Origin of the sequence: Mesorhizobium sp. LNHC252B00, assembly GCF_000502955.1 — a bacterium.
Lineage (GTDB): Bacteria > Pseudomonadota > Alphaproteobacteria > Rhizobiales > Rhizobiaceae > Mesorhizobium.
This window is the reverse complement of record NZ_AYWO01000034.1, coordinates 17,469-42,293: the sequence shown is the minus strand read 5'-3', so window position 1 is coordinate 42,293 and position 24,825 is coordinate 17,469. Positions and strand designations below refer to the sequence as shown.

19 protein-coding genes, 1 tRNA gene and 2 pseudogenes are annotated in these 24,825 nt (G+C 62.0%); 11 read left to right on the top strand and 11 right to left on the bottom strand.

The features are described 5' to 3' along the window. Positions 1-274 precede the first annotated feature (274 nt). Positions 275-2,527, bottom strand: coding sequence for a DNA topoisomerase IV subunit A (gene parC, locus X744_RS143605; RefSeq protein ID WP_023762214.1), 2,253 nt, complete (start codon positions 2,525-2,527; stop codon positions 275-277). Positions 2,528-2,854: 327 nt separating this feature from the next. On the opposite strand from parC, the gene X744_RS143610 reads away from it, so the two are divergent. Then, positions 2,855-4,045 carry a hypothetical protein gene (locus X744_RS143610; protein ID WP_023762212.1) on the top strand — a complete coding sequence of 397 codons (1,191 nt, stop codon included), beginning with the start codon at positions 2,855-2,857 and terminating at the stop codon, positions 4,043-4,045. Between the two features lie 114 nt (positions 4,046-4,159). Here X744_RS143610 and aspS read toward each other — a convergent pair whose 3' ends face one another. Then, positions 4,160-5,950 (bottom strand): aspartate--tRNA ligase, encoded by a 1,791-nt coding sequence (gene aspS, locus X744_RS143615; protein WP_023762211.1) that lies wholly within the window; start codon positions 5,948-5,950, stop codon positions 4,160-4,162. A gap of 84 nt (positions 5,951-6,034) precedes the next feature. Between aspS and X744_RS143620 the strand changes: the two genes are divergently transcribed. The 3 genes from X744_RS143620 to rnd all read left to right on the top strand — a co-directional run bounded on the left by X744_RS143620 (position 6,035) and on the right by rnd (position 9,171). Further along, positions 6,035-6,586 carry a hemin receptor gene (locus X744_RS143620; RefSeq protein ID WP_245266831.1) on the top strand — a complete coding sequence of 184 codons (552 nt, stop codon included), beginning with the start codon at positions 6,035-6,037 and terminating at the stop codon, positions 6,584-6,586. A 113-nt stretch (positions 6,587-6,699) separates the two neighbouring features. Further along, complete coding sequence (locus X744_RS143625) at positions 6,700-7,944, top strand: MFS transporter (protein ID WP_023762209.1); 1,245 nt, start codon at positions 6,700-6,702, stop codon at positions 7,942-7,944. Between the two features lie 75 nt (positions 7,945-8,019). Then, on the top strand, positions 8,020-9,171 hold the full coding sequence (rnd, locus tag X744_RS143630; RefSeq protein ID WP_023762208.1) for a ribonuclease D: 1,152 nt from the start codon (positions 8,020-8,022) through the stop codon (positions 9,169-9,171). A gap of 49 nt (positions 9,172-9,220) precedes the next feature. Here the strand turns inward: rnd and X744_RS143635 are convergent, their stop codons facing one another. The 3 genes from X744_RS143635 to guaB are packed head-to-tail and all read right to left on the bottom strand — an operon-like array spanning position 9,221 to position 11,742. After that, the gene (locus X744_RS143635) at positions 9,221-9,640 is read right to left on the bottom strand and encodes an MAPEG family protein (RefSeq protein ID WP_023762207.1); all 420 of its coding nucleotides are present in this window, start codon (positions 9,638-9,640) and stop codon (positions 9,221-9,223) included. 25 nt (positions 9,641-9,665) lie between these two features. Beyond that, positions 9,666-10,289 carry a hypothetical protein gene (locus X744_RS143640; RefSeq protein ID WP_084025682.1) on the bottom strand — a complete coding sequence of 208 codons (624 nt, stop codon included), beginning with the start codon at positions 10,287-10,289 and terminating at the stop codon, positions 9,666-9,668. Further along, positions 10,240-11,742, bottom strand: coding sequence for an IMP dehydrogenase (gene guaB / locus X744_RS143645; RefSeq protein WP_023762205.1), 1,503 nt, complete (start codon positions 11,740-11,742; stop codon positions 10,240-10,242). The genes X744_RS143640 and guaB overlap by 50 nt, the downstream gene beginning before the upstream one ends. Before the next feature lie 546 nt (positions 11,743-12,288). Between guaB and X744_RS01000000170260 the strand changes: the two are divergent. After that, positions 12,289-13,721: pseudogene (locus tag X744_RS01000000170260) on the top strand (MFS transporter). A gap of 5 nt (positions 13,722-13,726) precedes the next feature. Here the strand turns inward: X744_RS01000000170260 and X744_RS143650 are convergent. Continuing rightward, the gene (locus tag X744_RS143650) at positions 13,727-14,473 is read right to left on the bottom strand and encodes an RlmE family RNA methyltransferase (RefSeq protein ID WP_023762204.1); all 747 of its coding nucleotides are present in this window, start codon (positions 14,471-14,473) and stop codon (positions 13,727-13,729) included. A 31-nt stretch (positions 14,474-14,504) separates the two neighbouring features. Beyond that, positions 14,505-15,860, bottom strand: coding sequence for a Ppx/GppA phosphatase family protein (locus X744_RS143655; RefSeq protein WP_023762203.1), 1,356 nt, complete (start codon positions 15,858-15,860; stop codon positions 14,505-14,507). 402 nt (positions 15,861-16,262) lie between these two features. Here X744_RS143655 and X744_RS143660 point away from each other — a divergent pair, with 402 nt between their 5' ends. The 3 genes from X744_RS143660 (at position 16,263) to X744_RS143670 (ending at position 18,234) form a co-directional block, all read left to right on the top strand. After that, a complete protein-coding gene (locus X744_RS143660) occupies positions 16,263-17,195 on the top strand; it encodes a lysylphosphatidylglycerol synthase domain-containing protein (protein ID WP_023762202.1) in 933 nt (310 codons plus the stop codon). 167 nt (positions 17,196-17,362) lie between these two features. Beyond that, a tRNA-Gln gene (locus X744_RS143665) sits at positions 17,363-17,436 on the top strand. Between the two features lie 123 nt (positions 17,437-17,559). Beyond that, positions 17,560-18,234 (top strand): hypothetical protein, encoded by a 675-nt coding sequence (locus X744_RS143670; RefSeq protein WP_156938621.1) that lies wholly within the window; start codon positions 17,560-17,562, stop codon positions 18,232-18,234. A 154-nt stretch (positions 18,235-18,388) separates the two neighbouring features. Here X744_RS143670 and X744_RS143675 read toward each other — a convergent pair whose 3' ends face one another. Continuing rightward, positions 18,389-18,682, bottom strand: a complete 294-nt coding sequence (locus tag X744_RS143675; RefSeq protein WP_023762200.1) for a hypothetical protein — start codon at positions 18,680-18,682, stop codon at positions 18,389-18,391. A gap of 165 nt (positions 18,683-18,847) precedes the next feature. On the opposite strand from X744_RS143675, the gene X744_RS143680 reads away from it, so the two are divergent. Next, on the top strand, positions 18,848-19,468 hold the full coding sequence (locus X744_RS143680) for a hypothetical protein (RefSeq protein WP_023762199.1): 621 nt from the start codon (positions 18,848-18,850) through the stop codon (positions 19,466-19,468). Positions 19,469-19,501: 33 nt separating this feature from the next. On the opposite strand, the gene X744_RS143685 is transcribed toward X744_RS143680, so the two are convergent. Next, complete coding sequence (locus X744_RS143685; protein WP_023762198.1) at positions 19,502-20,188, bottom strand: D-lyxose/D-mannose family sugar isomerase; 687 nt, start codon at positions 20,186-20,188, stop codon at positions 19,502-19,504. Positions 20,189-20,467: 279 nt separating this feature from the next. On the opposite strand from X744_RS143685, the pseudogene X744_RS01000000170255 reads away from it, so the two are divergent. After that, positions 20,468-21,536, top strand: a pseudogene (locus X744_RS01000000170255) (D-TA family PLP-dependent enzyme). Positions 21,537-21,683: 147 nt separating this feature from the next. Continuing rightward, positions 21,684-21,974 (top strand): hypothetical protein, encoded by a 291-nt coding sequence (locus tag X744_RS143690; RefSeq protein WP_023762197.1) that lies wholly within the window; start codon positions 21,684-21,686, stop codon positions 21,972-21,974. Between the two features lie 57 nt (positions 21,975-22,031). Here the strand turns inward: X744_RS143690 and X744_RS143695 are convergent, their stop codons facing one another. Together X744_RS143695 and X744_RS143700 are read right to left on the bottom strand one after the other, a co-directional pair. Then, complete coding sequence (locus tag X744_RS143695; RefSeq protein WP_023762196.1) at positions 22,032-22,790, bottom strand: heme ABC transporter permease; 759 nt, start codon at positions 22,788-22,790, stop codon at positions 22,032-22,034. Between the two features lie 174 nt (positions 22,791-22,964). Continuing rightward, entirely contained in the window at positions 22,965-24,746 is a 1,782-nt protein-coding gene (locus tag X744_RS143700; RefSeq protein ID WP_023762195.1) for a glucan ABC transporter ATP-binding protein/ permease, read from the bottom strand. Positions 24,747-24,825 lie beyond the last annotated feature (79 nt).

Sequence of the window (24,825 nt, the reverse complement as noted above, 5' to 3'; positions counted from 1 at the left end):
CTATCTCAACATGGATCATCTGCGTGAGCACAAGAAGGAGAGCCTGAGGGCCTTGGCCGCCTGAGCACCGTCATGCGTCCGCCGCTCCGCTAAACACGGGAGCTGCGCGGCGGACACGCCGACGTCACAGCTACCGCCACGCCATTTCTGCAGAACTTGACGCACACAACTGCGAAGCTTCCGATCTCCCCCCCTGCGGGGGAGATGTCCGGCAGGACAGAGGGGGGTGTGAAGGATTGCTAGCGCCTGAGATTTTCAAACCTGAAAACTGCCGCTACCCAAACTTCCCCGTCCTCGGGAACCCTTTCGGCACCATCCGTCCAGCTGACGCACGCGCGCCGATCCATTCGGCCAGTTCCTCGCGCGACCTTGTGAAGGTGCGGTCGGCTGAATCCTGCCAGGAGAGGCCGTTTTCCAGCGTGAACGGCTTGAGGTCGAGAAGGCCGCCGTCCTTGTATTTCTGCAGCCGCACGCCCTTGCCGCGGCCCATCTCCGGAATTTCGGAGAGCGCGAATACCAGCATCTTGCGATTCTCGCCGACGATGGCGAGGTGATCACCTGTAACCGGGATGCAGCGCTTGGCCTCGTCCGGCGCCTTGACGTTCATCACCTGCTTGCCCTTGCGGGTGTTGGCGACGACTTCCTCCTCAGGCACGATGAAGCCGTTGGCGTCATGCGAGGCCAACAGCAGCTTGCGCTTCGGATCGTGAACGAAGGCAGTGACGATGTCCTGGTCATTGTCCATGTCGACGATGATGCGGATCGGCTCGCCATGGCCGCGCCCGCCGGGCAGCCGGTCGGCACCGATGGTGTAGAACTTGCCGCCGGTGGTGAAGACCAGCACCTTGTCGGTGGTCTGGGCATGGAAGGCGAGCTTAAGGCTGTCGCCCTCCTTGAAAGTCAGCGTCGAGAGATCGGCCAGATGCCCCTTCATCGCCCGCAGCCAGCCCTTTTCCGAGACGACCACGGTGACCGGCTCGCGCTCGATCATGGCGTGCGCAATGTCGGTCAGATCATGCTCGGGCGCATCGGCGAACTGGGTGCGGCGCTTGCCGAGCTCGGTCTCCGGGCCGAACTTGTCGCGGATGTTGGTGACTTCCCACTTGATCGTCGCCCACTGCTTCTCGTTTGATGCAAGCAGTGCCTCGATCTGCTTCTTCTCGGCGCTCAACCCGTCGAATTCCTTGCGGATCTCGAATTCTTCCAGCTTGCGCAGAGCGCGCAGCCGCATGTTGAGGATGGCTTCAGCCTGGGTGTCGGTGAGCGACCAGCGGGCCATCATCACCTGCTTTGGCTCATCCTCCTCGCGGATGATGCGGATCACCTCGTCGATGTTGAGGTAGGCGATCAGGTAGCCGGCGAGTATCTCCAGCCGTCTTTCGATCTCGCCGAGGCGGTGTTTCGAGCGGCGGACCAAAACGTCGCGGCGATGCTCGAGCCATTCCTGCAGCACGCCCTTCAGCGACAGAACGTTGGGCACCTTGCCGCGCGACAGGACGTTCATGTTGAGCGGGAAGCGGCTTTCGAGCTCGGTGAGCTTGAACAGCGATTCCATCAGGATGCCGGGGTCGACTGAGCGGCTCTTCGGCACCAGCACGACGCGGATGTCTTCCGCGCTTTCGTCCCTGATATCCTCGAGCAGCGGCAGCTTGCGCGCCATCAGCAGCTCGGCGATCTTTTCGATCAGCCGCGCCTTCTGCACGCCATAGGGAATTTCGGTGACGACGATGCTCCAGGTGCCCCTGCCCTGGTCCTCCTGGATCCATTTCGAGCGGACGCGAAAGCCGCCCCGGCCGGTTTCATAGGCTTCGAGGATCGAGGCGCGGCTGTCGACGATGATGCCGCCGGTCGGGAAATCCGGGCCCTGCACGAAATCCATCAGCTTCGCCACCGGCGCGTCCCGATGCTCGATCAGGTGAAGCGCCGCGTCGCAAAGCTCGGCCGCATTGTGGGGCGGGATCGATGTCGCCATGCCGACGGCGATGCCGGACGAGCCGTTGGCCAGCAGGTTCGGGAAAGCGCCCGGCAAAACCACCGGCTCTTCGTCTTCTTCATTGTAGGTCGGTCGAAAGTCGACGGCGTCCTCGGTGATGCCGGACAGCAGTTCGGTCGCGACATCGGTCATGCGCGCTTCGGTGTAACGCATGGCGGCGGCGTTATCGCCATCGATGTTGCCGAAATTGCCCTGCCCGTCGACCAGGGGGTAACGCATCGAAAAATCCTGCGCCAACCGCACCAGCGCGTCATAGATCGACTGGTCGCCATGCGGGTGGAACTTGCCCATCACCTCGCCGACGATGCGGGCGCATTTGGCAAAGCCCTGATCGGGGTTGAGGCGCAGCAGGCGCATCGCGTGCATGATACGGCGATGGACCGGCTTCAGTCCGTCGCGCACGTCGGGCAGCGCCCGGTGCATGATGGTCGACAGCGCATAGGCAAGATAGCGCTCTTCCAGCGCCTTCTTCAGATCGACCGGCTCGATATGATCGCCACCGCCATTTTCAGGCGGCAAAAGCCTTTTTCCCATGGGCTGGGACTAGCCGAGCGGGTGATTCGCGGCAAGAGGCAGACGGCTATGCCGGCCCTTCTGCAACACGAAACCGTACGCCAAGGGATATCGACCAACATCAGCCTGTTACATGCGGGTTCTAAGGCCAAGCGCGATGATATCGCCCACCGGCTCTTCATGATAAATTAGCCGGTTCGCACGTAGACGGTGGCATCGGGTTTGCCTTTCGCCGTGATTTTCGACCATTGTGCCGGGACACGCCTTTTTCCCGTCCAGTTCGTCACGGAATGGTGATGGCGCAAAGAATTGAAAAAACAATTTCAGGACACTCTCAGGGACCTTGCGATGACAATCAAACGCTCAACTCTCAAGAAATTCGCATTTTCTACCTTTTTGCTCACACTGCCGCTGAACGCCGCCCTCGCCCAGGATGCGGCGGTTGCCGACCGGCTGAAGGCGGCACTTTCCGCCCAGGGCGTCGACATCACCTGGACCGGCGTGACCGGTGACAACACCAGCATGGTGCTGCAGGGCGTTGCCATCAAACCGGCTGCGGAAAAGGAAGCCCTCGCCATCGGCGACGTCAAACTCGAAGGCGTCACCGAGGCCAATGGCGGCTATGACATCGCCACCGTGTCGACCGCTGCCTTCCAGCACAGCAAGGACGGCGTCACCCTCGATCTCAGCCCGTTCGTCATCCACGACATGTCCGTTCCGGCCGACGGCGCGACCAGCCCCTTGGGCTCGCTGATGATGTACAAGTCTGCCGAACTCTCGAACATGACCGTCAAGGTCGCCGACAAGACCGCCTTTTCGATGGACGGGCTTGCCATCGAGATCACGCCGCCGGCGGACGGCAAGGCGATGGAATTCAGCGCCACCACGGAAAAGTTCAACGCCGACCTGACGCTGGTCGACGATCCCAAGTCCAAGGAAGTGATCAACGCACTCGGCTACCAGAACATCGCGGGCAATCTCGAGATGGCCGGCACCTGGCAGCCCACGGACGGCAAGATGGAACTGTCGAAATACGACATCTCCGTCGAGAATGCCGGCACGTTCGGAATGACCTTCGATCTCGGCGGCTACACGATGGACTTCATCAAGTCGCTGCAGGAAATGCAGAAGAAGATGGCGGCACAGCCGGAAGGCGCCGACAATTCGGCACAAGGCATGGCCATGCTCGGCCTGTTGCAGCAGCTTTCGTTCAACGGCGCCTCGATCCGCTTCGACGACGATTCGCTGACCAACAAGGTGCTGGACTATGTCGGCAAGCAGCAAGGCATGTCCGGCAAGGACATCGCCAACCAGGCCAAGGCGATCGTGCCATTCGGCATGGCGCAGCTCAACAACCCGGAACTGACGGCGCAGGTCACGGCCGCGGTCGGCAAATATCTCGACGATCCGAAGAGCCTCGAGATCTCGGCCGAACCGCCGGCATCGGTGCCGTTCGCGCTGATCATGGCGGGCGCCATGTCCAATCCGCTCGACCTGCCGAAGACGCTCGGCGTCACCGTCAAGGCCAACGAGGACTGATCGAAGCGACCTCAAGATGCGAAAAGCCCGGCAGCGATGCCGGGCTTTTTATTGGGATTAGCGAATCGAAAGAATCGGTTCGGTCGGTTTTTTAAAGTATCGCCCGAAGCGCGATCAGGCGTCCTTCTTGGGCGCAGCAACGCGCAGCGACAGTTCGCGAAGCTGCTGCGGGCTCGCTTCCGAGGGCGCGCTCATCAACAAATCATAGGCCTGCTGGTTCATCGGGAACATGGTGACCTCACGCAGGTTCTTCGCCCCGACAAGCAGCATGACGACGCGGTCGATACCGGCAGCCATGCCGCCATGCGGCGGCGCGCCGTACTGGAAGGCGCGGTAGAGGCCGCCAAAGCGCTCCTCGACCGTGGCGCGATCCAGCCCGACCGTCTCGAACGCCTTGACCATGGTTTCTGGCAGATGGTTGCGGATACCTCCGCTAGCGATCTCGAAACCATTGCAGACCATGTCGTACTGGAACGCCTTGATGCCGAGCAGATCCTCGCCATTCAGCGCATCGATGCCACCTTGCGGCATCGAGAACGGGTTGTGGGCGAAGTCGATCTTCTTCTCTTCCTCGTTCCATTCGAAGAACGGGAAATCAACGATCCAGCACAGTTCGAAACGCTCGCGGTCGACAAGGTTCAACTCCTCGCCGGCGCGCGTGCGCGCGGCACCCGCGAAGGAAACGAACTTCTTCGGATCGCCGGCGACGAAAAACGCGGCGTCGCCATCGGCAAGACCGAGCTGCTGCCGGATCGCCTCGGTGCGCTCCTCGCCGATGTTCTTGGCGAGCGGGCCGGCGCCTTCGAGCTTGTCGCCCTCCTTGCGCCAGAAGATATAGCCCAACCCCGGCTGGCCCTCGCCCTGCGCCCAGGAATTCATGCGGTCGCAGAAGGCACGGCTGCCGCCGGTCTTGGCCGGAATGCCCCACACCTCGGCCTTCGGATCGTTGGCCAGGATGTTGGCAAACACCTTGAAGCCGGAATCGCGAAAATGGTCGGAGACGGCTTGCATCTCGATCGGGTTGCGCAGATCCGGCTTGTCGGTGCCGTATTTGCGCATGGCGACATCGTAAGGGATGCGCTGGAAGTTCTGCGTCACCGGCTTGCCATTGGCGAAGGTCTCGAAGACCTCGCGCATGACCGGCTCCATGGTCGACAGCACGTCGTCCTGCTCGACGAAGCTCATTTCGAGGTCGAGCTGGTAGAATTCGCCGGGCAGACGGTCGGCGCGCGGATCCTCGTCGCGGAAGCAGGGCGCGATCTGGAAGTAGCGGTCGAAGCCCGACACCATGATCAGCTGCTTGTATTGCTGCGGCGCCTGCGGCAGCGCGTAGAAGGTGCCGGGATGGATGCGCGACGGCACCAGGAAATCGCGCGCGCCTTCCGGCGACGAGGCGGTGAGGATCGGAGTCGAGAATTCGGTGAAACCAACCTCGCCCATGCGCCTGCGCATTTCGGCGATGATTTTCGTCCGCGCAATGATGTTCTTGTGCAGCGTCTCGCGGCGCAGGTCGAGGAAACGGTATTTCAGCCGGATATCCTCGGGATAATCAGGCTCGCCGAACACCGGCAACGGCAATTCCTTGGCCGCCGACAGCACTTCGATCTCGCGGGCGAAAATCTCGATCTCGCCGGTCGGCAGGTTAGCATTGGTTGTCTCGGGCAAGCGTGCCTTGACCTCGCCGTCAACGCGGATGACCCACTCGCCACGCACGGTCTCGGCAACCTTGAAGGCCGGCGAATCGGGATCGGCGACGATCTGGGTCAGGCCATAATTGTCGCGCAGGTCGATGAACAGCAGGCCGCCATGATCGCGCACGCGATGCACCCAGCCCGACAGGCGAACGGTCGAGCCGACGTCGCTCTTCCTCAACTGGGCACAGGTATGGCTGCGGTAACGGTGCATTGTCATTGGTACAGTCCGGGGTGCTGGGTTGCGGCCGACGGGCCGGCTCGAAAATTTGCGCGAAAAGCGCATGAGAGGCCGCCTTTGTCAAGGCAAGCGGCTTTGGTTGCCTGTTGGTTCGACCTTGAGGGATCCAAGTCTCTGCCGGTCTTCATGCATTGCCGTCAGAAGCATTTCTTGCAACGATGCAGCCATCACGATTTGGGAGATGCTTTGTGCCGAAACGCTCTTCGCAAAAAGGGCATCGGGCCACATAATGGCCGCGAGTTGGAACTGATGCTGCGGGGCGACAAGCCGATGGCGTTGTTCGCGGCAGAACCAGGCGTGGACGCCGAAGATATTGGTGAAGCGCATTTCAAGCAGTTTGTCGACGAAGGCCGAATTCTGAAGTTCTCCCAGGTTGATCCCAAAACGTCCGTGGAAGAACGCAGCTACTGCCTGCCGACAGAGGAGTGGCGCTGCAAGCTCAGCCTGCTGATCGCTCGCATGTGCCGCAGCGGAGAAGCCTTTGACGTCTTCACATCGAATGATCTGGCGAGACTGGAGGGTGCTCTCCTTGGCTATTCAAAGGAGAGTGTTGAAGCGTTCGTTGCACATGCAGCGTCGCTGAAGCTGCAGAATTCCAGCACGGATTGAACGGCCTACCCATTCCCGACCCAGGCCGAATTCGAACTATGCCACCAGGATTGCCGCTGGCAATAACTAAGGCGATAGTTCAAGAAGGGTCACCGACACGTGATCACCCCTTCATGTCCTCCATCCGTCCGCTGATCCCGCTCCTGCTCGCCGCCGGCATTCTGCTTGGCGGCAATGGGCTGCAGAGCACGCTCATCGCGCTGCGCGGCGCGCAGGAAGGTTTTTCCGCCTCCGTCATCGGCCTGATGGGCACGTTCTATTTCGCCGGTTTCCTGCTCGGCTGCCTGGCCATCACCCGCATCATGAAGGCCGTCGGCCATATCAGGGCATTTGCGGCACTGGCGGCAATCGCCTCGGTCGGCACCCTTTTGCTGGTGCTGGTTCTCAATCCGGTAATGTGGTGCGCGGTACGCTTTGCCGGCGGTTTCTGTTTCGCCGGGCTGTTCACGATCGTCGAAAGCTGGCTGAATTCCGGCGTCAGCAATCGCGACCGCGCGCGTGTGCTGGCGATCTACCGGATGGTCGATATCGGCTCGGTGACCGGCGCCCAGTTCCTGATCCCGATCTTCGGCGCCGGCGGTTTCGCCATCTTCGCCATCATGTCGATGATGATCACGTTCTCGGTTGTGCCGGTCTCGCTCGGCGACCGCTCCAACCCGACGCCGCCCGAGGACGTCAAGCTTGACCTGGCGCGTGTCTGGCGGATTTCGCCGTTGGGCTGCTTCGGCTGCATCGCCGTTGGCGTCACCAACAGCGCCTTTCGCACGTTGTCGCCGGTCTATGCCGAGCAGATCGGCATGTCGGTCGCCGACGTCGTCACCTTCGTCAGCGTCGGCATTTTCGGCGGCGCCATCATCCAGTATCCGCTGGGTTACCTCTCCGACCGCTGGGACCGGCGCCGGGTGCTTTTGATGACGACCTGCTGCGCGATGCTTTCAGCATTGGCGCTGGCGTTCATCGCCGGCAGCAATCCGGCGCTCAACTTCGTCCTCGTCTTCATCTTCGGCTGTTTCGCCATGCCACTCTATTCGCTGTCAGCCGCGCACTCCAACAACCGCGCCGATACCGGCGAATTCGTGCTGATCAACGCGGCGCTGATGCTGTTCTATTCCTTCGGCGCCATTGGTGGGCCGTTCGCCGCCTCAGCCGTGATGCAATATTTCGGACCGAGCGCGCTGTTTGTGTTCAGCGCCGTGGTCTATGCGATCTTCATTGCTGTTATTCTCTATCGGATGCAGGCCCGTTCCGGCGTGCCGGCAGGCAGGCGCCGCCGTTTCACCGCGCTGTTGCGCACCTCGACGGTATTCGCACGGCTGGCCAGAAGAAACAGCGATTCCGACGGGCCGGCTGGCTCGTGAAGATGGCGCCAAAGCTTGACGAAAGCCCCGCCGGCTGAAATCTAGGAAAACCTTACTCCTGCCAAAAGCGATTTGATGCACGTCATCACCACCCAGAAAGAACTCGAGACCGCTCTCGCCGCTTTCGAAAAGTCGGCGTTCGTCACCGTCGACACCGAATTCATCCGGGAAACGACCTTCTGGCCGATCCTGTGCCTGATCCAGATGGCCGCACCCGGCGTGACGGCGCTGATCGATCCGCTGTCGCCCGATATCGATCTGAAGCCGTTCTTCAAGCTGATGGCCAACGAGGCGGTAATCAAAGTCTTCCACGCCGCGCGGCAGGACATCGAAATCATCGTCCATCTCGGCGACTTGGTTCCGCACCCGGTGTTCGACACGCAAGTCGCGGCGATGGTCTGCGGCTTTGGCGACAGCGTTTCCTACGACCAGCTGGTGCAGCGGATCACCGGTGCGCGGCTCGACAAGTCGTCGCGCTTCACCGACTGGCGTCACAGGCCGCTTTCCGACAAGCAGCTCGACTATGCGCTGGCCGACGTAACCCATCTGATCGAGGTCTATCAGCACCTCAGCGCCGAGCTGGAGCGGGAGAACCGTGCCCATTGGCTCAACGAGGAAATGGATGTCCTGACCTCGCGCGAGACCTATGATCCGCATCCCGAGGACGCTTGGAAGCGGTTGAAGATGCGGCTGCGCAAACCGCAGGAACTGGCGATCGTGCAGGCCGTGGCCGCGTGGCGCGAGCGCGAGGCCCGCGAACGCGACGTGCCGCGCGGCCGCGTGCTCAAGGACGATGCGATCTACGAGGTGGCGCAGCAGGCGCCGCGCGACGCGACAGGCCTTGGCAAGCTGCGCACCACGCCGAAGGGTTGGGAACGCTCCTCGACGGCCACGGCGCTGCTGGGCGCGGTCAATACTGCCCTTGCCTTGCCCAAGGAGCAGATGCCGAAACTGCCGAAGAGTTTTCAGCCGCCGGAGGGTTCGAACGCTGCCGCGGAACTGTTGAAGGTGCTGCTGCGGATCGTCGCCGAAAGGGAAGGCGTCGCCTCGAAAGTGCTGGCCTCAAGCGACGACATCGATCGCATCGCAGCCGAAGGCGAGGATGCCGACGTACCGGCCCTGCAGGGCTGGCGGCGCGCAGTGTTCGGCGAGGCAGCGCTCAAGCTGGTGCGCGGCGAGATCGGCATCAAGTTCGACAAGCGCAAGATTGCACTGTTTGATCTTTAGCTTCAGTTTCGTCCTCCTCCTCCGATTTGGGAAAGGCAGTTGTCCCGGCTCAAACCACTCCGAGCAGATGCAGCGCAAGCCAGATCCATCCCAGCAAAAGGACCACCGCGCCGAACGAGAAAGAGCGGCTGCGCAGCAGCAGATGGTTGCTGGTCAGGTGAATCCAGGCATGGAAATACCGCGACGCGACAAAAATCCACATCAGCGCCAGAGTCAGATAGTTTACGCCGTTGGTCAGGTGCAGCATCAGGCACAGCACATAAAACAGCACCGGCAGCTCGAACTGATTGATGAGATTGGCGGAAACGGTAGAGCTGGAACTCGGCTCGGTCGAGCGCGCCTTGTACTGGTCGGGCTTGGCCTCGCCTGACCTGACCGCGCCGTATCTGCGACGACCCAGGACGACATAGACGATGTAGATCAGCAGCACATGCGCCAGAACAGGCCAGAAGATCGTGGTCTGGTTCATGAAGTGCCCCCTGCCCCGTCTGGCATCAAGGTTGGTGTTTCTGGCCTGTCAGCCAGAAGGCGGCAATGACAACCACCGGAATGGCGAAAAGCGCGAATTTGGTGACGATAAGCGCAGAGGCGAAAGACAGCGAGTCCGGGTTGGCCGACAGGAAATCCGACAGCAGCCGCGCCACCGCGATGTTCTGGGCGTAGTCGGCAAGCGTGTAGGGCAGCACCAGGATCAGCGCGAAGATCGATTGCAGCTGCCCCGGCAGCACGCGGAAGTTCTTCAATCGCCGGCCCGTGGCCAGGATCAGGCTGATCAGCGTCACCGACAGCAGCGCCGGGAACAGGAGATCGAAGGTCAGATAGTGCCAGACGAGAATGATCTCGCCGCCGCGCCGGCCGAGCGCCGTCAGCCAGGCCATGCCTTCGTCGGGCGTGAAGCCCAAAACGCGCATGTCGAGTGACGACAAGCCGCCGCTCAACCGCCGGAAGTAGAAGAATTCCATCGCCGTCATGGCTATGAAAACCGCCGCCGACAGAAAACATAGCGCGGCCGCGTGACGCGACAGCCGCAGGATCGATGCGGTCAGGTTTCGTCCAATCCCGTACTGGTCAGGCTCCGCCCGGATAGTTCGGGCTTTCGCGGGTGATCGTGACGTCATGGGCGTGGCTTTCACGAAGTCCGGCGTTGGATATACGCACAAAAGTGGCGCGTTCGCGGAAATCGGCAAGATCGCGACCACCAACATAACCCATAGCGGCTTTCAAGCCGCCTGCAAGCTGGTGCAGCACGCCAGACACAGGTCCTTTGTAGGGAACCTGCCCTTCGATGCCTTCCGGGACCAGTTTCAGCGTGTCGCGCACCTCAGCCTGGAAGTAGCGATCGGCGGAACCGCGGGCCATGGCGCCGACCGAGCCCATGCCGCGATATGCCTTGAAGGAGCGGCCCTGGTGCAGATAGACCTCACCGGGGCTTTCGTCGGTTCCGGCCAGCAGCGAACCGATCATGGCGGCACTTGCACCAGCGGCGAGCGCCTTGGCGAGATCGCCGGAGTACTTGATGCCGCCATCGGCGATCACCGAGACACCTGATTTGTGCGCCGTTTCGACCGCCGACATGATCGCCGAAAGCTGCGGCACGCCGACGCCCGCAACGATGCGCGTGGTGCAGATGGAGCCCGGACCGATGCCGACCTTGACGGCGTCCGCGCCGGCATCGATCAGCGCCTGCGTGCCTTCGGCGGTGGCGACGTTGCCGGCCAGGATGCGGACCGAGTTGGAAAGCTTCTTGGCACGCGTCACCGCGTCCAGCACGCGCTGCGAGTGGCCATGCGCGGTGTCGATCACCAGAAGATCGACACCAGCATCGATGAGGCGTTCGGCGCGCTCGAAACCGTCATCGCCGACGCTGGTGGCGGCGGCGGCGCGCAAGCGGCCCTGCACGTCCTTGGTGGCATGCGGGTTGAGCTGCGACTTCTCGATGTCCTTGACCGTGATCAGCCCGACGCAATTGCCCTGCCTGTCGACGACGACCAGCTTTTCGATCCTGTGCTGATGGAGAAGCCGCTTGGCCTCGTCCTGGTCGACGTTCTCCTTGACGGTGATCAGGTTGTCGCGGGTCATCAGTTCATGGACCTTCTGCGCCGGATCGGACGCAAAGCGAACGTCGCGATTGGTCAGGATGCCGACCAGTCGCCCGACCTTGTGGCCGCCGCTGCCGCCATTTTCGACCACTGGAATGCCCGAGATCGAATAGCTGCGCATCAGGCCCAGCGCGTCAGCGAGCGTCGCGTCGGGGCCGATGGTGACGGGATTGACCACCATGCCGGATTCGAACTTCTTGACCTGCCGCACCTGCTCTGCCTGTTCAGCCGGCGAGAAATTGCGATGGATGACGCCAATGCCGCCGGCCTGGGCCATGGCGATGGCAAGCCTCGCCTCGGTGACGGTGTCCATCGCCGCCGATAGGATCGGCACGTTGAGGTCAATGTCGCCGGCGATGCGGGTGCGGACATCGGTCTCGCCAGGCATGACCTCGGAGTGACCGGGCTGCAACAGCACGTCGTCAAAGGTCAGCGCCAGTGCGCCGGTGGACGTTTCGATGATTTTTGCCATGGCCAGTCCTCGGAATACAAAAAAGCGCTTGACCGGAATGGACAGCGCCGACTCGTCTTCTTCCCTTTCAGGATTGGCGCTGGCTCGTAACACGTCCCGGCGCCGATGAAAAGCCGATGATTTCACGCCCCAGGCTCCGAAGTCAGGTTAACAAAAGACCTGACGACAGCCAGTTCAGTGTCGGCAGCTTTTGTGCCGGCAGCTTTTCAGGATAGGAATTTTTTCTTGATTTCGTGACCTCAGCTATGGTATGTATTTATTTATAGTGCTGATTAGCGCCAGTAGCCCGCCGCGCAGGCGGGTTTTTCGTTTGATGCTCCGTCAGCCGACGCGCCGGGCAAGGCTGCGAAGGAACCCGTCAACCCGAGTTCGTTGCCGTGTTTCACGCTCCCGGAAAGCTGACGTTTCGTCCAGAGAATGCCACCTGTGGTTGCCGGTCGCATAAAAGTGACAGCAATTAATGCGACATCCCGGCGAAGGCATGATAACCGCCGCCTGAAGCCGACATGCTAGCGGCGACGCAACATTCACGTCTGGACGCGTTCCTTGAACCGCACCATTCCGCTCATACTGGCGGTCGCTCTTTTCATGGAAAACATGGATTCGACCGTCATCGCGACATCGCTGCCGGCGATCGCAATCGACATCCACACCAGCCCGATTGCGCTCAAGCTGGCGCTGACCGCCTATCTGGTGTCGCTGGCGATCTTCATTCCGATCAGTGGCTGGATGGCCGACCGTTTCGGCGCCAAGAACGTCTTTCGTGCCGCGATCGCGGTCTTCATCGTCGGCTCGATCGCCTGCGCCCTTTCCCGTTCGCTGCCGGCCTTCGTCGTGTCGCGCTTCCTTCAAGGCATTGGCGGCGCCATGATGACGCCAGTCGGGCGGCTGGTGCTGGTGCGCGCGACCCCGAAAAGCGAACTCGTCGCGGCAATGTCCTGGCTGACCGTTCCGGCACTGGTCGGGCCGCTGGTCGGGCCGCCCGTCGGCGGCTTCATCACCACCTACTTCACCTGGCACTGGATCTTCCTGATCAATGTGCCGATCGGCGTGGTCGGCATCTGGCTGGCGACGCGCTTCCTGCCGGAGACCGAACCCNGACCGAACCCGCGCGGACACCACCGCTTGATTTCATCGGCTTCGTGCTGAGCGGGCTGGCGGCATCCGGCGTGGTGTTCGGCCTGTCGGTGGTCAGCCTGCCCTATCTGCCGCCAATCGTCGGTGTCGTCACCGTGACGGTTGGCCTGCTGTCGGGCGCGCTCTATCTGCTGCATGCGCGCCGTGCCAAAAACCCGCTGCTGGCGCTCGAACTGTTCCGCAACCGGGCGTTCCGCTCCTCGGTGCTTGGCGGCGGACTGTTCCGCATAGGCATTGGCGCCGTGCCGTTCCTGCTGCCGCTGATGTTCCAGATCGGCTTTGGACTGACGCCGTTCCAGTCCGGCATGATCACCTTCGTCTCGGCGATCGGCGCCATCGGCATGAAATTCGTCACCGCACTGATCTTCCGCGTCGCCGGCTTCCGCCGTGTGCTGGTAATCGGTTCGCTGGTCGCCGCGGCCTCGATCGCCATCAACGGCCTGTTCACACCAGACACACCCTATCTGCTGGTGCTGGCCATGCTGCTGGTCGGCGGCTTCATCCGCTCGATGTTCTTTACCGGCGTCAATGCGCTCGCCTATGCCGAGGTTTCGCCTGAAGACACCAGCAAGGCGACGCCGATTGCCGCGGTCTTCCAGCAGCTGTCGATCGCGCTTGGCGTGGCGGTGGCCGGCGGCATCCTGGAAGTGTCCACGAGCCTGAATGGCAGGTCACTGACGCTGGCGGATTTCCACATCGCGTTTTTCGTCGTTGCGGCGATTTCCGCCGCCGCATCGCTATCATTCATGCGGCTGGCGCCCGATGCCGGCAACGCCGTCTCCGGACATGGCCGGTTGACGGCGCCCAAGACGCTGGAAACGGTAAGCCCGCCCGGCAACTGAACGAGTTACACTTCGGGCTCGCCCTCTGGAGGTTCCGATTCACCTGACGGCGGCTCTCGCCCCTTGAAGTCCTTGGCCAAGAGATAGAGTTCGACCGATTCGTCGCGTGACGCTGGCGGCTTGACGTGATGGACGGAGCGAAAATTCCGCTTGAGCATCGAGAGCAGCTCGTTTTCGGCGCCACCCTGGAAAGTCTTGGCGAGGAAATGCCCACCCGGCTTCAGGACCGACAGAGCGAAATCAGCCGCCACCTCGCACAGATGCATGGTGCGGATATGGTCGGTTCGCTTGTGGCCTGTGGTGGGTGCCGCCATATCGGACAGCACGATATCGGGGTCGCCTCCGAGCGCCTCGGCCAGCTTTTGCGGAGCCAGCGGATCGAGGAAATCCATCAACAGCACCGGTGCGCCGGGCACGGCGTCCATTTCCAGATAGTCGATGCCGACGACATGCGGCTTGTCGGCCGTCGATTTCGTCCGCGCTGCCGCGACCTGGCACCAGCCGCCGGGGGCGGCACCGAGATCGATCACCTTCATGCCGGGCTTCAACAGATGATGCTTGTCGTCGATCTCGATCAGCTTGTAGGCCGCGCGCGAGCGATAGCCGTCAGCCTTGGAGCGCTGGACATAGGGATCGTTGATGTGGCGCTGCAGCCAGCGGCGCGACGATTCCTTCAGCCCACTCTTCTTCTTGATCCGCGTCTTCAGCACGCGAATGCTGGCAGATCCTGGTTTTTCCGGCTTCTTGGTCATTACCTGATTTCTTGTTCGTCACTTTTCGGGATCATGCCCTGCCGCGCCCATCGTAGCGCCAGACGCCATCATCGGCCATCAGCTCGCTCAATATGCCTTCGCGCAGGCCACGGTCGGCGACGCGCAATCGTTCCGACGGCCATACCGCGCGGATCGCTTCCAGGATAGCACAGCCGGCCAGCACCAGATCGGCGCGATCCGCACCGATGCAAGGGTTGGCGCAGCGCTGCTGGAAATCCCAGCCGACCAGTCGTTCGACCATGCGGTCGACGCTGTCGCGATCCATCCACAACCCGTCGACGCGGCGGCGGTCGTAGCGCTCGAGGTCGAGGTGAACGCCGGCCAGCGTCGTCACCGTTCCGGACGTGCCGAGCAGATGGAAATTCGGGCTGGCCTTGAGATGGCTCAGCCGATCGCGCCCATCGAAGCTGGCCAGCCGACCGGCGACGTCGTCGACCATGGCGGCGAAAACCTCGCGCGTCACCGTGCGGCCGCCGAAACGCTCGGCCAGCGATACGACGCCGACCGGCAGCGACGTCCACGAGACGATATGGTTGGCGAGCCTTGGCGAGCGGCGGCCGGCGAGATCGATCAGCGCGATTTCGGAGGAGCCGCCGCCAATATCGAACAGCACGACGCCTTGCGTATCGCGCTCGACCAGCGAGCCGCAGCCGGAAACCGCGAGCCGCGCCTCGGTCTGGCGATCGATGATCTCGAGCTTCAGGCCGGCTTCGCGCTCGACGCGGTCGAGGAACTCGAGGCCGTTATCGGCAGTGCGACAGGCTTCGGTGGCGATCAGCCGGGCTTTCCGGATCTTGCGGTTGCGCAACTTGTCGCCGCAGATCTTTAGTGCCTCGACCGCGCGGTCCATCGCCGGCTGGCCGAGCCGACCGTTGGCGGTGAGCCCCTCGCCCAGCCGGACGATGCGCGAAAAGGCATCGATGACGCGGAACTGGCCATGCCGCGTCGGCACGGCGACCAGCAGCCGGCAATTGTTGGTGCCGAGGTCAAGCGCCGCAAAGACGGGAAGTTCATGCACTGGCGGCCGGCCGGCGCCCTGTTCCAAGCGCGCCGGCGCAGCCGCGGGCGAGGCCGCCAATTCCGCCGGTCTGTGCGCCTCCGCCACCGGGGCACCGGTCTTGCCTGGCGCCGGAGATCGATTCTGCGTGAGACGCGCGTCATCGCGCGCAAAAACCTTGCGCCCGCGCCTTCGCTTGCGTCGCTTCTTGGGCTTGCCCTTCTGGGTCGCGTCGCCCGCCTGCCCATCTGCTGAGCGGGACTCCGTCGGACGGCGCTGCTGCCAGCTGGCGGTCCCGGGAATTGGCCCTGGGGAAGCGCTGGACGCGCCCACCTCCGGCGCGCTGGCGCCGGTGTCGCGGTCTTCCACTGTCGTTCCTTCCGGCACCGCGCGAACCGGTGACGGACGCTGCAGGCGCTTCAGTGTTTTAAGTTGCCGCCAGACTAACAGCGCCGCGCCCGATCACCAAGAGCCGCGTGCTGAATTTTGCCGGCTGGGCCCGCAAACCGCCGTTCCGGCCACGCCGCGCAATTTTTCTGCAGGCCTGGAGTGGTACGCTCAATGCCTGTCGGTGCCCTCTTGAGCCGCTTGCAAGACGGACAAATCGGCCGGGTTGTCGGCGCGCAAAAACGTTCGCGGTTGAATAGCCGGCTTCAATGAGGCATTTCTGAAATGGGCGGAAGGATCCGGCGCGGCCGACCTCCTCGCACCACCAGCAGAAGAGCAAGCGGACCCGCAACGCATGGCAATCCGGCAATGAATTGGCAGGCAATGAACTGGAGACGCTATTTCTGGCCGGTGGTCGGCATCGCGGCGGTGATCTTCTCGCTGCTGCTGCTCTGGCACGAACTGCGTGGCATTTCGCTCGACGATGTCTGGGACGGCATATCGGCCATTTCGGCACCCGGCTGGATACTCGCCGCACTGTGTTCGGTCATCGCCTATGCCTCGCTCGCCGGCTACGACCACATCGCGCTGCTGCATATCGGCAAGAAAGTCTCGTGGCTGTTCGTCACGCTCTGCTCCTTCACCACCTATGCGCTGTCGCACAACATCGGCGGCTCGGTATTTTCCGGCGCCGTCATCCGCTACCGCGCCTACGGCACCAGAGGCCTGAGCGGCCAGGATGTCGGCGTGCTGGTGGCGATCTGCTGGATCACCTTCGTGCTGTCGACGATTCTCGCCTCCGGCCTCGTATTGGTCTTCGAGCCTGAGATCCTCGACCGGTTTTCCGGCATTGCCCATCACGGCCTGTCGAAGGCAGCCGGCATCGCCATGCTGATCGTGGTCGCCGCCTACATCTTCGGCAGCTGGCTGCACCTGCGCCCGCTGAAGATCGCTGGCTTTCAGCTGCACTATCCGGCGCTGCCGATCGTCGCCAGGCAATTGCTGATCGGCCCGATCGAACTGCTGGCGGCCGCCGCGATCATCTTCTTTGCCCTGCCCGCGGCCCACAATCCCGGCTATTTCGTCGTGCTGGGCGTCTTCCTCGTCTCCTTCTCGATCGCGCAGATCTCGCACGCTCCGGGCGGCCTCGGCGTGTTCGAAGTGGTGTTCCTCGCCGGCCTGTCCGACATGGACCCGGTCGGCGTGCTGGCGGCGCTGCTGGTGTTCCGGCTGTTCTACCTGATCATCCCGCTGTTCCTCGGCCTGGGCATCGTGCTGCTCTTCGAGCGCTCGCAGTTCAGCCGGACTGAGAGCTGAGGCGTGGGGATTGAATTCGCGACATCTGAAGTGGGGCGTCTCAAACCGGCCGACAAAACGTAGCGAATGAGCCACTCAGCAGGCTTGACTATTTTCCGCGGGCGGCTACAAGGCAGCGCTCACAGCGGCTTGGCCGCTCGGCCCGCACGGTTCATGACCGTGCCTGCTGGGGAATAGGTTAACGGTAGACCCACGGACTCTGACTCCGTTAGTCCTGGTTCGAATCCAGGTTCCCCAGCCAAACAAAATCAAGCACTTAGCTACAAAAATCACCAAAAACCATGTCGCTAGCGCCCGAAATCGGTAGCAACATAAGCCATTGATTTGTAAGGCGTGGTAACGGGCGGAGGCTGCGAATAGCAACATGGAAAAATCATCGAGTGCTTCCGAACAATACGTTCCGGAAATCGGACATGTGGTGCGGATGGCTCCGAAGCTGAATGAATGGGCTTCAATGGCAGCCCATTCATATGGACTCTACTCTGGAATCAATGCTGCCATCAGCCGTGCTCACGACAAGAGCGCTCCAATCGTCACCCATGCGGACCATCTGCGCACTGAAACGGCGTTACTGTGTATCGTTCGACTATTTGCGACGATCGATCGCGACAGTCAGATTTCGCTCCAATCCGTGAACAGGTTCCTTAAACTGCCTAACTCGCCACACGAGCTGGCGACAGCCTACGCCGCCAGCAATGATCGAGCACAAATCGAAGCAGCCATGAAGGCTTGCAAGGCAGGCATCGATCGCTTCAACAAGTATTATTCTACCATTGATTGGAACGCCATCGGGCGCATGCAGAGTTTTCGCAATTCCGCAATAGCACACATTACCTGGGGAGAAGTAAGGAAGTTTGTGACACATGGCGAACTAGAGACGCTAGTCGAGATTGTGGGGCGTCTGGCTGGTGAGACGACGTTGATGACCAGCGGGCTAAACAACTGGCCGCATGAGCATCAAGAAATAGCGCACGATGACGCAAAGCATAAATGGGACGCTATTTTTGCCGCAGATCATCGTGACGTTATCGACTATTGAATGCAGCTAGCCATCCCTATCGACCCCATCTTATCAGTCCTCAAAAAGCCCGCCGAAGCGGGCCTTGGTGGTGGACGCGGCGGCCATTGCTAACGCTCATCAGGCGGCGCGCTAAGGAGCGGGGAACCAAAGTCAAACCTGGGACGAGTGGTTTTCAGCGGGTTTCGACCCAAGCGGTCACTTCCCGGTCGAAGCGCCACGTTAGCATCATTCCGGGCTGCTCCGGGTAGCCCTCGATCTGAACTTCGACTGCAATGTTTTCTGCTGCGATCTTTTCGCCACCCAGCTTCGCGTCCGCCAACTCGCGAAGGAACGTCAGATCGGGAACCGGCTTGTCGTCGGCCAATACGGAATATTTCATAAACGCGTCCTCCGTGTAAACGTAGTGAGCATATCGGTGCCAACCGCGTTCTTCGCAAGCCGAATTGAGACTGAAGCGGTCGAGCATCGCCCTTAGTCCTCCCGCCAAACAGGCACGCGTTGAAATTTTGAGCGCGACTAGGCGCCGAATGCGCAGGCCGACGGCTTCACTCCCGGAGCGAAAAAGATTGTTGGCCGCTGATGCGTGCTACTGGCTAAGCTTCGTCAAAGATTCCTGCACGAGGCGTGCGTAATGCCCACCGATAGCCAGTTCATTCTCGAAAGCATCAGCCAAGGCTGCGTGATGCTTGCCGATGACGAGTTCGTCATCGACAGGCTGGTGAAGTATTTCGGCAACGGGAGGATCCGATGGCACGTCGAATTCCGTGGGCATCGCATCGAGCTGACCACAGGCCAGCTTAAGAAGCAGCCTACCTTCCGCCGGAAGATGCTCGAAGAGGCTGGTGTGCTGCCGCCCCAGCGTGCCGGGACCAACTACAGGCGATGGGCACTCGATCTGAGGAAGAATGCCATCGAGCTTCCTTGGCGGGATAGGCCGGTCGATGTCGGTTTCGCCATCGACAGGCTCACCAGCCATGGGGATGAGCGCTGGACGGTCGAATACCAAGGCAAGGCAATCAAATTCACGACGACCAAACTCCGCAGGCAGGTCAGTTTCCGCAAACGCATGCTGGCCAAGGCCAAGGTGCTGCCGCCCCAGTTGGACCCGGTTGCCTATCGGAAGTGGATAGACTGGCTCATTCAAAACGCCACCGACCCGCAGGCCGGCGATGCCTTGATGACGGAGAAAAGTTGGCTTGACGACCTGCCAGAGCTAGCCGGCTGGCAAAACGGGAACGGCCCGACATCCTAGTTGCCCGCGCGATTCCCGCGCCGGCGTTGCCGCTTATCCCAGCCACTTCTCGTAGTCGGACACCAGCAGGTGCACGGGGGCGACATCCTCTTCGATGTCTGCGAAGCGGCCGATCGGATCGCGAAAAACGTTGTCGGTGAGATCGTCGTTGACGGTCGACACTTCGCCGATCAGCACATCCTTGCCCTCGGCCCAGAAAGCGTGCCAGACGCCGGGCAGCAGTGTGACGCTCTGACCTGGGTCGAGCTTCAACAGCCCGCCCGCCGGCAGCCTGTGGATGGTTCCGTCTACAGGCACCGACACTTCGGCCTTGGAATCGATGCCGCCATCGCGATCGTGCATGAACAGTTCCAGCACCAGCTTGCCGCCACCACGGTTGATGATGTCCTCGGCCTTGATATTGTGGCGGTGCATCGGCGACAGTTGGTCCTTGCGCGAGATCATGATCTTCTCGGCATAGAGCATGCCCATGCCCTTCTTCATGTCCTCATAGCGGCCGTTGCGGACGGTGAACAGGAACAGGCCGAGATCCTTGAACTTGCCCTGCCCGTAATCGGTGATGTCCCAGCCAAGCCGAGAGCTGAAAACGGCCGAGGAATCCAGCTGACGCGCCTTCGCCTCCTCGGGTGACCAATAGGCGAAGGGCGGCATGATGTAGCCGAACGAGCGGATGAACGCGTCGGCTTCGCGGATGATGTCGTTGATGGCGGAGCGTTTCATGATCATGACCCTTCGTGTCGATTTTGCTAAAGCGCCTCGCGTTCGACGGGGCTCACGCGACGCGCCTTGGTTTGTTGGCACGCATGTCGTGATCCCAAAACCGCTACACACTTTTGGGCGACATGCTTTGGTAAATCGCATAGCCCAACGCCGATCCGGTGTCGATCCTGCCAGGCCCTTCGCCTCGAGCACATGGACCATAGACCGGGTCCGCTGGCAGCGTGACATCGTGTCCGTTCAGGGTCATAACCGCTGCGGATTTCCACAGAGTGACAGCTGATGCCGACCATCCACGACCTCGACACGCCGTCGATCCTGATCGACGCCGCACGCGCCGAAGCCAACATTGCCCGCGCCCAGGCCCATGCCGACAAGAACGGGCTCAAGCTGCGGCCGCACATCAAGACGCACAAGCTGCCCTACTGGGCGAAGAGGCAGGTAGCGGCGGGTGCGGTCGGCATCACCTGCCAGAAGATCGGCGAGGCGGAGGTGATGGCCGATNATGGCCGATGCCGGTCTCGCCGACATTTTTCTTCCCTACAACATCCTTGGGCGCGCCAAGCTGGAACGGCTTCTGGCGCTGCACAGGCGTGTCATCCTCTCGGTGACCGCGGACAGCCTGGAGACGATTGAGGGGCTGGCCGCCACCTTCACCGATGCCGGCCATCGCCTGTCGGTGCTGGTCGAATGCGATACCGGCATGGGCCGCTGCGGCGTGCAGACGGCCAACGAAGCGGTTGCGCTAGCAAGACAGATCGACAGAGCCGGCGGCCTCGCCTTCGGCGGGCTGATGACCTATCCGGCCGCCGGTCGCGCGGCGGAGGCCGAGGCCTGGCTCGCTGGCGCCAAGCAGACGCTTGCCGCATCGGGTCTCGCCTGCGAACGCATCTCGAGCGGCGGCACGCCGGACATCTGGCGCTCCAGCAAGGCATCGGTCGTCACCGAATATCGCCCTGGCACGTACATCTATCTCGACCGCTACCAAGTCGCGAAAGGCGTCGGCAGTCTCGACGATTGCGCGCTGACGGTGCTGTCGACTGTGGTCAGCCATCCCACTGCAACGCGCGCCATCCTCGATGCCGGCAGCAAGGCGTTGTCCAGCGATACGTTGGGGCTCGCCGATTTCGGCGAGCTGCTCGGCATTTCGGGAGCGCGGGTCACCGGCTTGAGCGAAGAGCACGGCACCGTCACGCTTTCAGGCGACAGCAAGCTGCGCATCGGCGATCGGGTGCGTGTCGTCCCCGATCATTGCTGCGTGGTCACCAACCTGTTTGACGAGGTCAATCTGATCGACGGCGACACGGTGCTGGAAACACTGCCGGTGGCAGCGCGCGGCCGCACCGGCTGACGCGAATATCCAAAGGCGTGTCCAGGGCATAGTGCATGGTCGACCCCTGTCTAAGGTCCTGCTTGCCCCTGGTGTTCCCTTACGTCAATCTGCCTTCAGCAAGCTGGCCATTGGATGGTTTGCGGCTTGTTCGGGAGGAAAACGAAAATGGCTTACGCAATCGCGCATTATTTTCCTGGCGGCACGAAGGAGCAATACGAGGCGTCAATCGCTGCGGTGCATCCAGCAGGCGGGAAAAGCCTGCCAAAAGGCCAGATCTTCCATGCTGCCGGCCCGTCGGCCGGTGGCTGGTCAATTGTTGCGGTTCACGAGTCCAAGAAGAGTTGGGAGCAATTCCGGGATGACATTCTGATGCCTCAGATGAAAACGGGCATCAAGGGTGGGTTCACCTCGCCGCCTCAGGAGACCACGTTCGAGGCTCACAATCTGCAGAAATGACAAGCTGTTCAGAGACGACGAACGCTTGATCTGTCGATGCACCGCTGCGATGGCGCCTTAGATCCGCTCGGCCTGCCTGGCGGCGACGCGACGCATTGCAATGACCCTGCGGCGGCGGATTTCCGTGCGCATCGCCATCAGATGCAGCGCGAAGAACAGCACGGTGAAGCCTAGAGCCATCACCAGCAAAGGCCACAGCAGGCTCGGATCGATGGTTGGCCCGCCGAGCCGGAACACTGACGCCGGCTGGTGCAGCGTGTTCCACCAGTCGACCGAGAATTTGATGATCGGGATGTTGATGAACCCGACCAGAGTGATGATGGCGGCGGCCCAGGCGGCGCGGCTTGCGTCGTCGAGCGCGCGGCTCAGCGCTATGATGCCGAGATACATCAGGAACAGCACGAAGACCGAGGTCAACCGCGCATCCCAGACCCACCATGTGCCCCACATCGGCTTGCCCCAGATCGAGCCGGTGATCAGCGCCAGCGCGGTGAAGACAGCGCCTATGGGTGCGGCCGATTTCAGCGCGACATCGGCCAGCGGATGCCGCCAGACGAGGGTGCCCAGCGCCGAGACCGCCATCAGCGTGTAGCACATCATGGCGAGCCAGGCGAAAGGCACGTGGATGTACATGATGCGAACGGTGATGCCTTGCTGGAAATCCTCGGGCGCGGCGAAGCTCATGTAGAGCCCGAGGGCCAGGATGAGTGCGGCGATGGACGCCAGCCACGGTACGATCCGGTCGACCAGCCCGACGAAGCGCGTCGGGTTGGCAAGATCCATCCAGCCGGTCAGGCGTGAAGTCGTGTCGCTCATGCGGTCTACATAGACCGCCGGCGCGTTCGGGGCAATCGAGCGGTGGTGTCGCAGGCTTCTTACCCTCCCCCTTGTGGGGAGGGTCGCTGCGAAGCAGNGCGGCGATGGCGCCCGTACCCCCCACCCGGACCTACGGTCCGACCTCCCCACAAGGGGGAGGTAGAAGAAAGAAGATCAGGCCGCGGCTTCCTGCTGTTGCTGCACGGAGCGGCTGAGGCGGCGAACCTCCTCGTCGTTGAGCAGGCCGCCGGCGCGCAGCAGGCTGGCAAAGCGGCCATTGCGCAGCGACAGCTCGGTGAAGCCGCCCATCTCGATCACCCTGCCCTTATCCATGAACACGACCAGATCGGCGTCGCGAACGGTGGTCAGGCGGTGGGCGATGATGAAGGTGGTGCGGTCGCGCCGCAACTCGTCGATCGCTTCCTTGACGCGATCCTCGGTCTCGACGTCGAGCGCGCTGGTCGCCTCGTCGAGCACCAGGATCGGTGCGTCCTTCAGCACGGCGCGGGCAATGGCGATGCGCTGGCGTTCGCCGCCCGATAGCTGGCCGCCACGTTCGCCGACCAGCGTGTCGTAGCCATTGCTCTTCGACAGGATGAAGTCCTGCGCGGCAGCCGCATTGGCGGCGGCATGGATCTCGTCATTGCTCGCATCGGCACGGCCGACGCGGATGTTGTCCTCGATCGAGCGGTTGAGCAGGCCCGCATCCTGGAACACGGTGGCGATCGAATGGCGCAGCGACTTGCGGGTCACGGTGCGGGTGTCGATGCCGTCGATCAGGATACGGCCTTGCGATGGCGAGAAGACGCGCTGCAGCAAGTTGATGAGCGTCGTCTTGCCGGCGCCCGTCGGGCCGACAATGGCGACGGTCTGGCCAGCCTGGACCTCGAAGGACACGTCGTCGATGCCATGGCCAGAATTGGCGAATTCGAAACCGACATTCTCGAAGCGGACATGACCGGTGACGTTGGCGAGATCGCGCAAGCCGTCCGGCTCGGCGGCGTCGGCCGCGGAGTCCTCGAGATGGTAGAAGTCCTCGAGCTTGGCACGGGCCTCCGAAATCTGGTTCGCGAACGCCGACATCTGGTCGAGCCTGGCGATCAGCAGCGTGGCAAAGCCGGTGAAGGCGATGACGTCGCCGATGCGCAGCTGACCGTGGGTGACCAGATAGGCGCCGATCAACAGTACGACCATCATCGAGATCGTCGAGGACAGGCGATGCAGCGCATTGGCCATCGCCCACCAGTCGAGCACCGGGTTCTGGGCGTCGAGCAGGTTCTTGACATAGAGGCGCAGCGTATCGGCCTCGTGGCCGAGACGATTGTAGCTCTGCAACACGGCAACATTGCTGACCGAGTCGGTCACGTGCGCGAACACCTTATGGTAGTGGCGCTCCACGGCGGCCTGACCCGCCTTGGTGCGCTTCATCACCAGCCGGCCGATACCGACATAGAGCGCACCGAGCGCCAGCAGCACCATAGACATGCGCAGGTCCATGCTGACCGCGGTCGGGATCAGCAGGAACAGCGCAACCACCGTCGACAGGTGCTGACGCATGAATTCGAGCCACAGGCTGAACAGCGTCTCGACCGCGCGCAGCAGGGTGTGCAGGGCGTTGGAGGTGCCGCGCTGGTGGTGCCAGGCAAGCGGCATGGTGATCACGCGCTCGAACGAGTCGCAAAGCACCTCGCTACGGCGCTTGTGGGCAAAGCGGTCCGCGCCGCGCGCCACCAGCACGAATGCCACGATGTTGAAAGCGCCGAGGCCAGCCCACAGGGCAAGTGTCGTAAACACCGAGCCGCGTTCGGAAATCGCATCGATCACCCGTCCGAACATGATCGGCTCAAGAATGGCGATGATGGCGAGAGCCACATTGGCCGAACAGATCAACGCGACGCGCTTCCTGTCCTGGGCGAGATATCCGAGCGCTCGCCAGTAGATTTGCAGAAGGGTCACCCCAGTTACTCCGCCATGCTGTTTATTGTGCACTGCATCATTTGACTCGTATCGGTTGATACGTCGCAAAACAATGGCC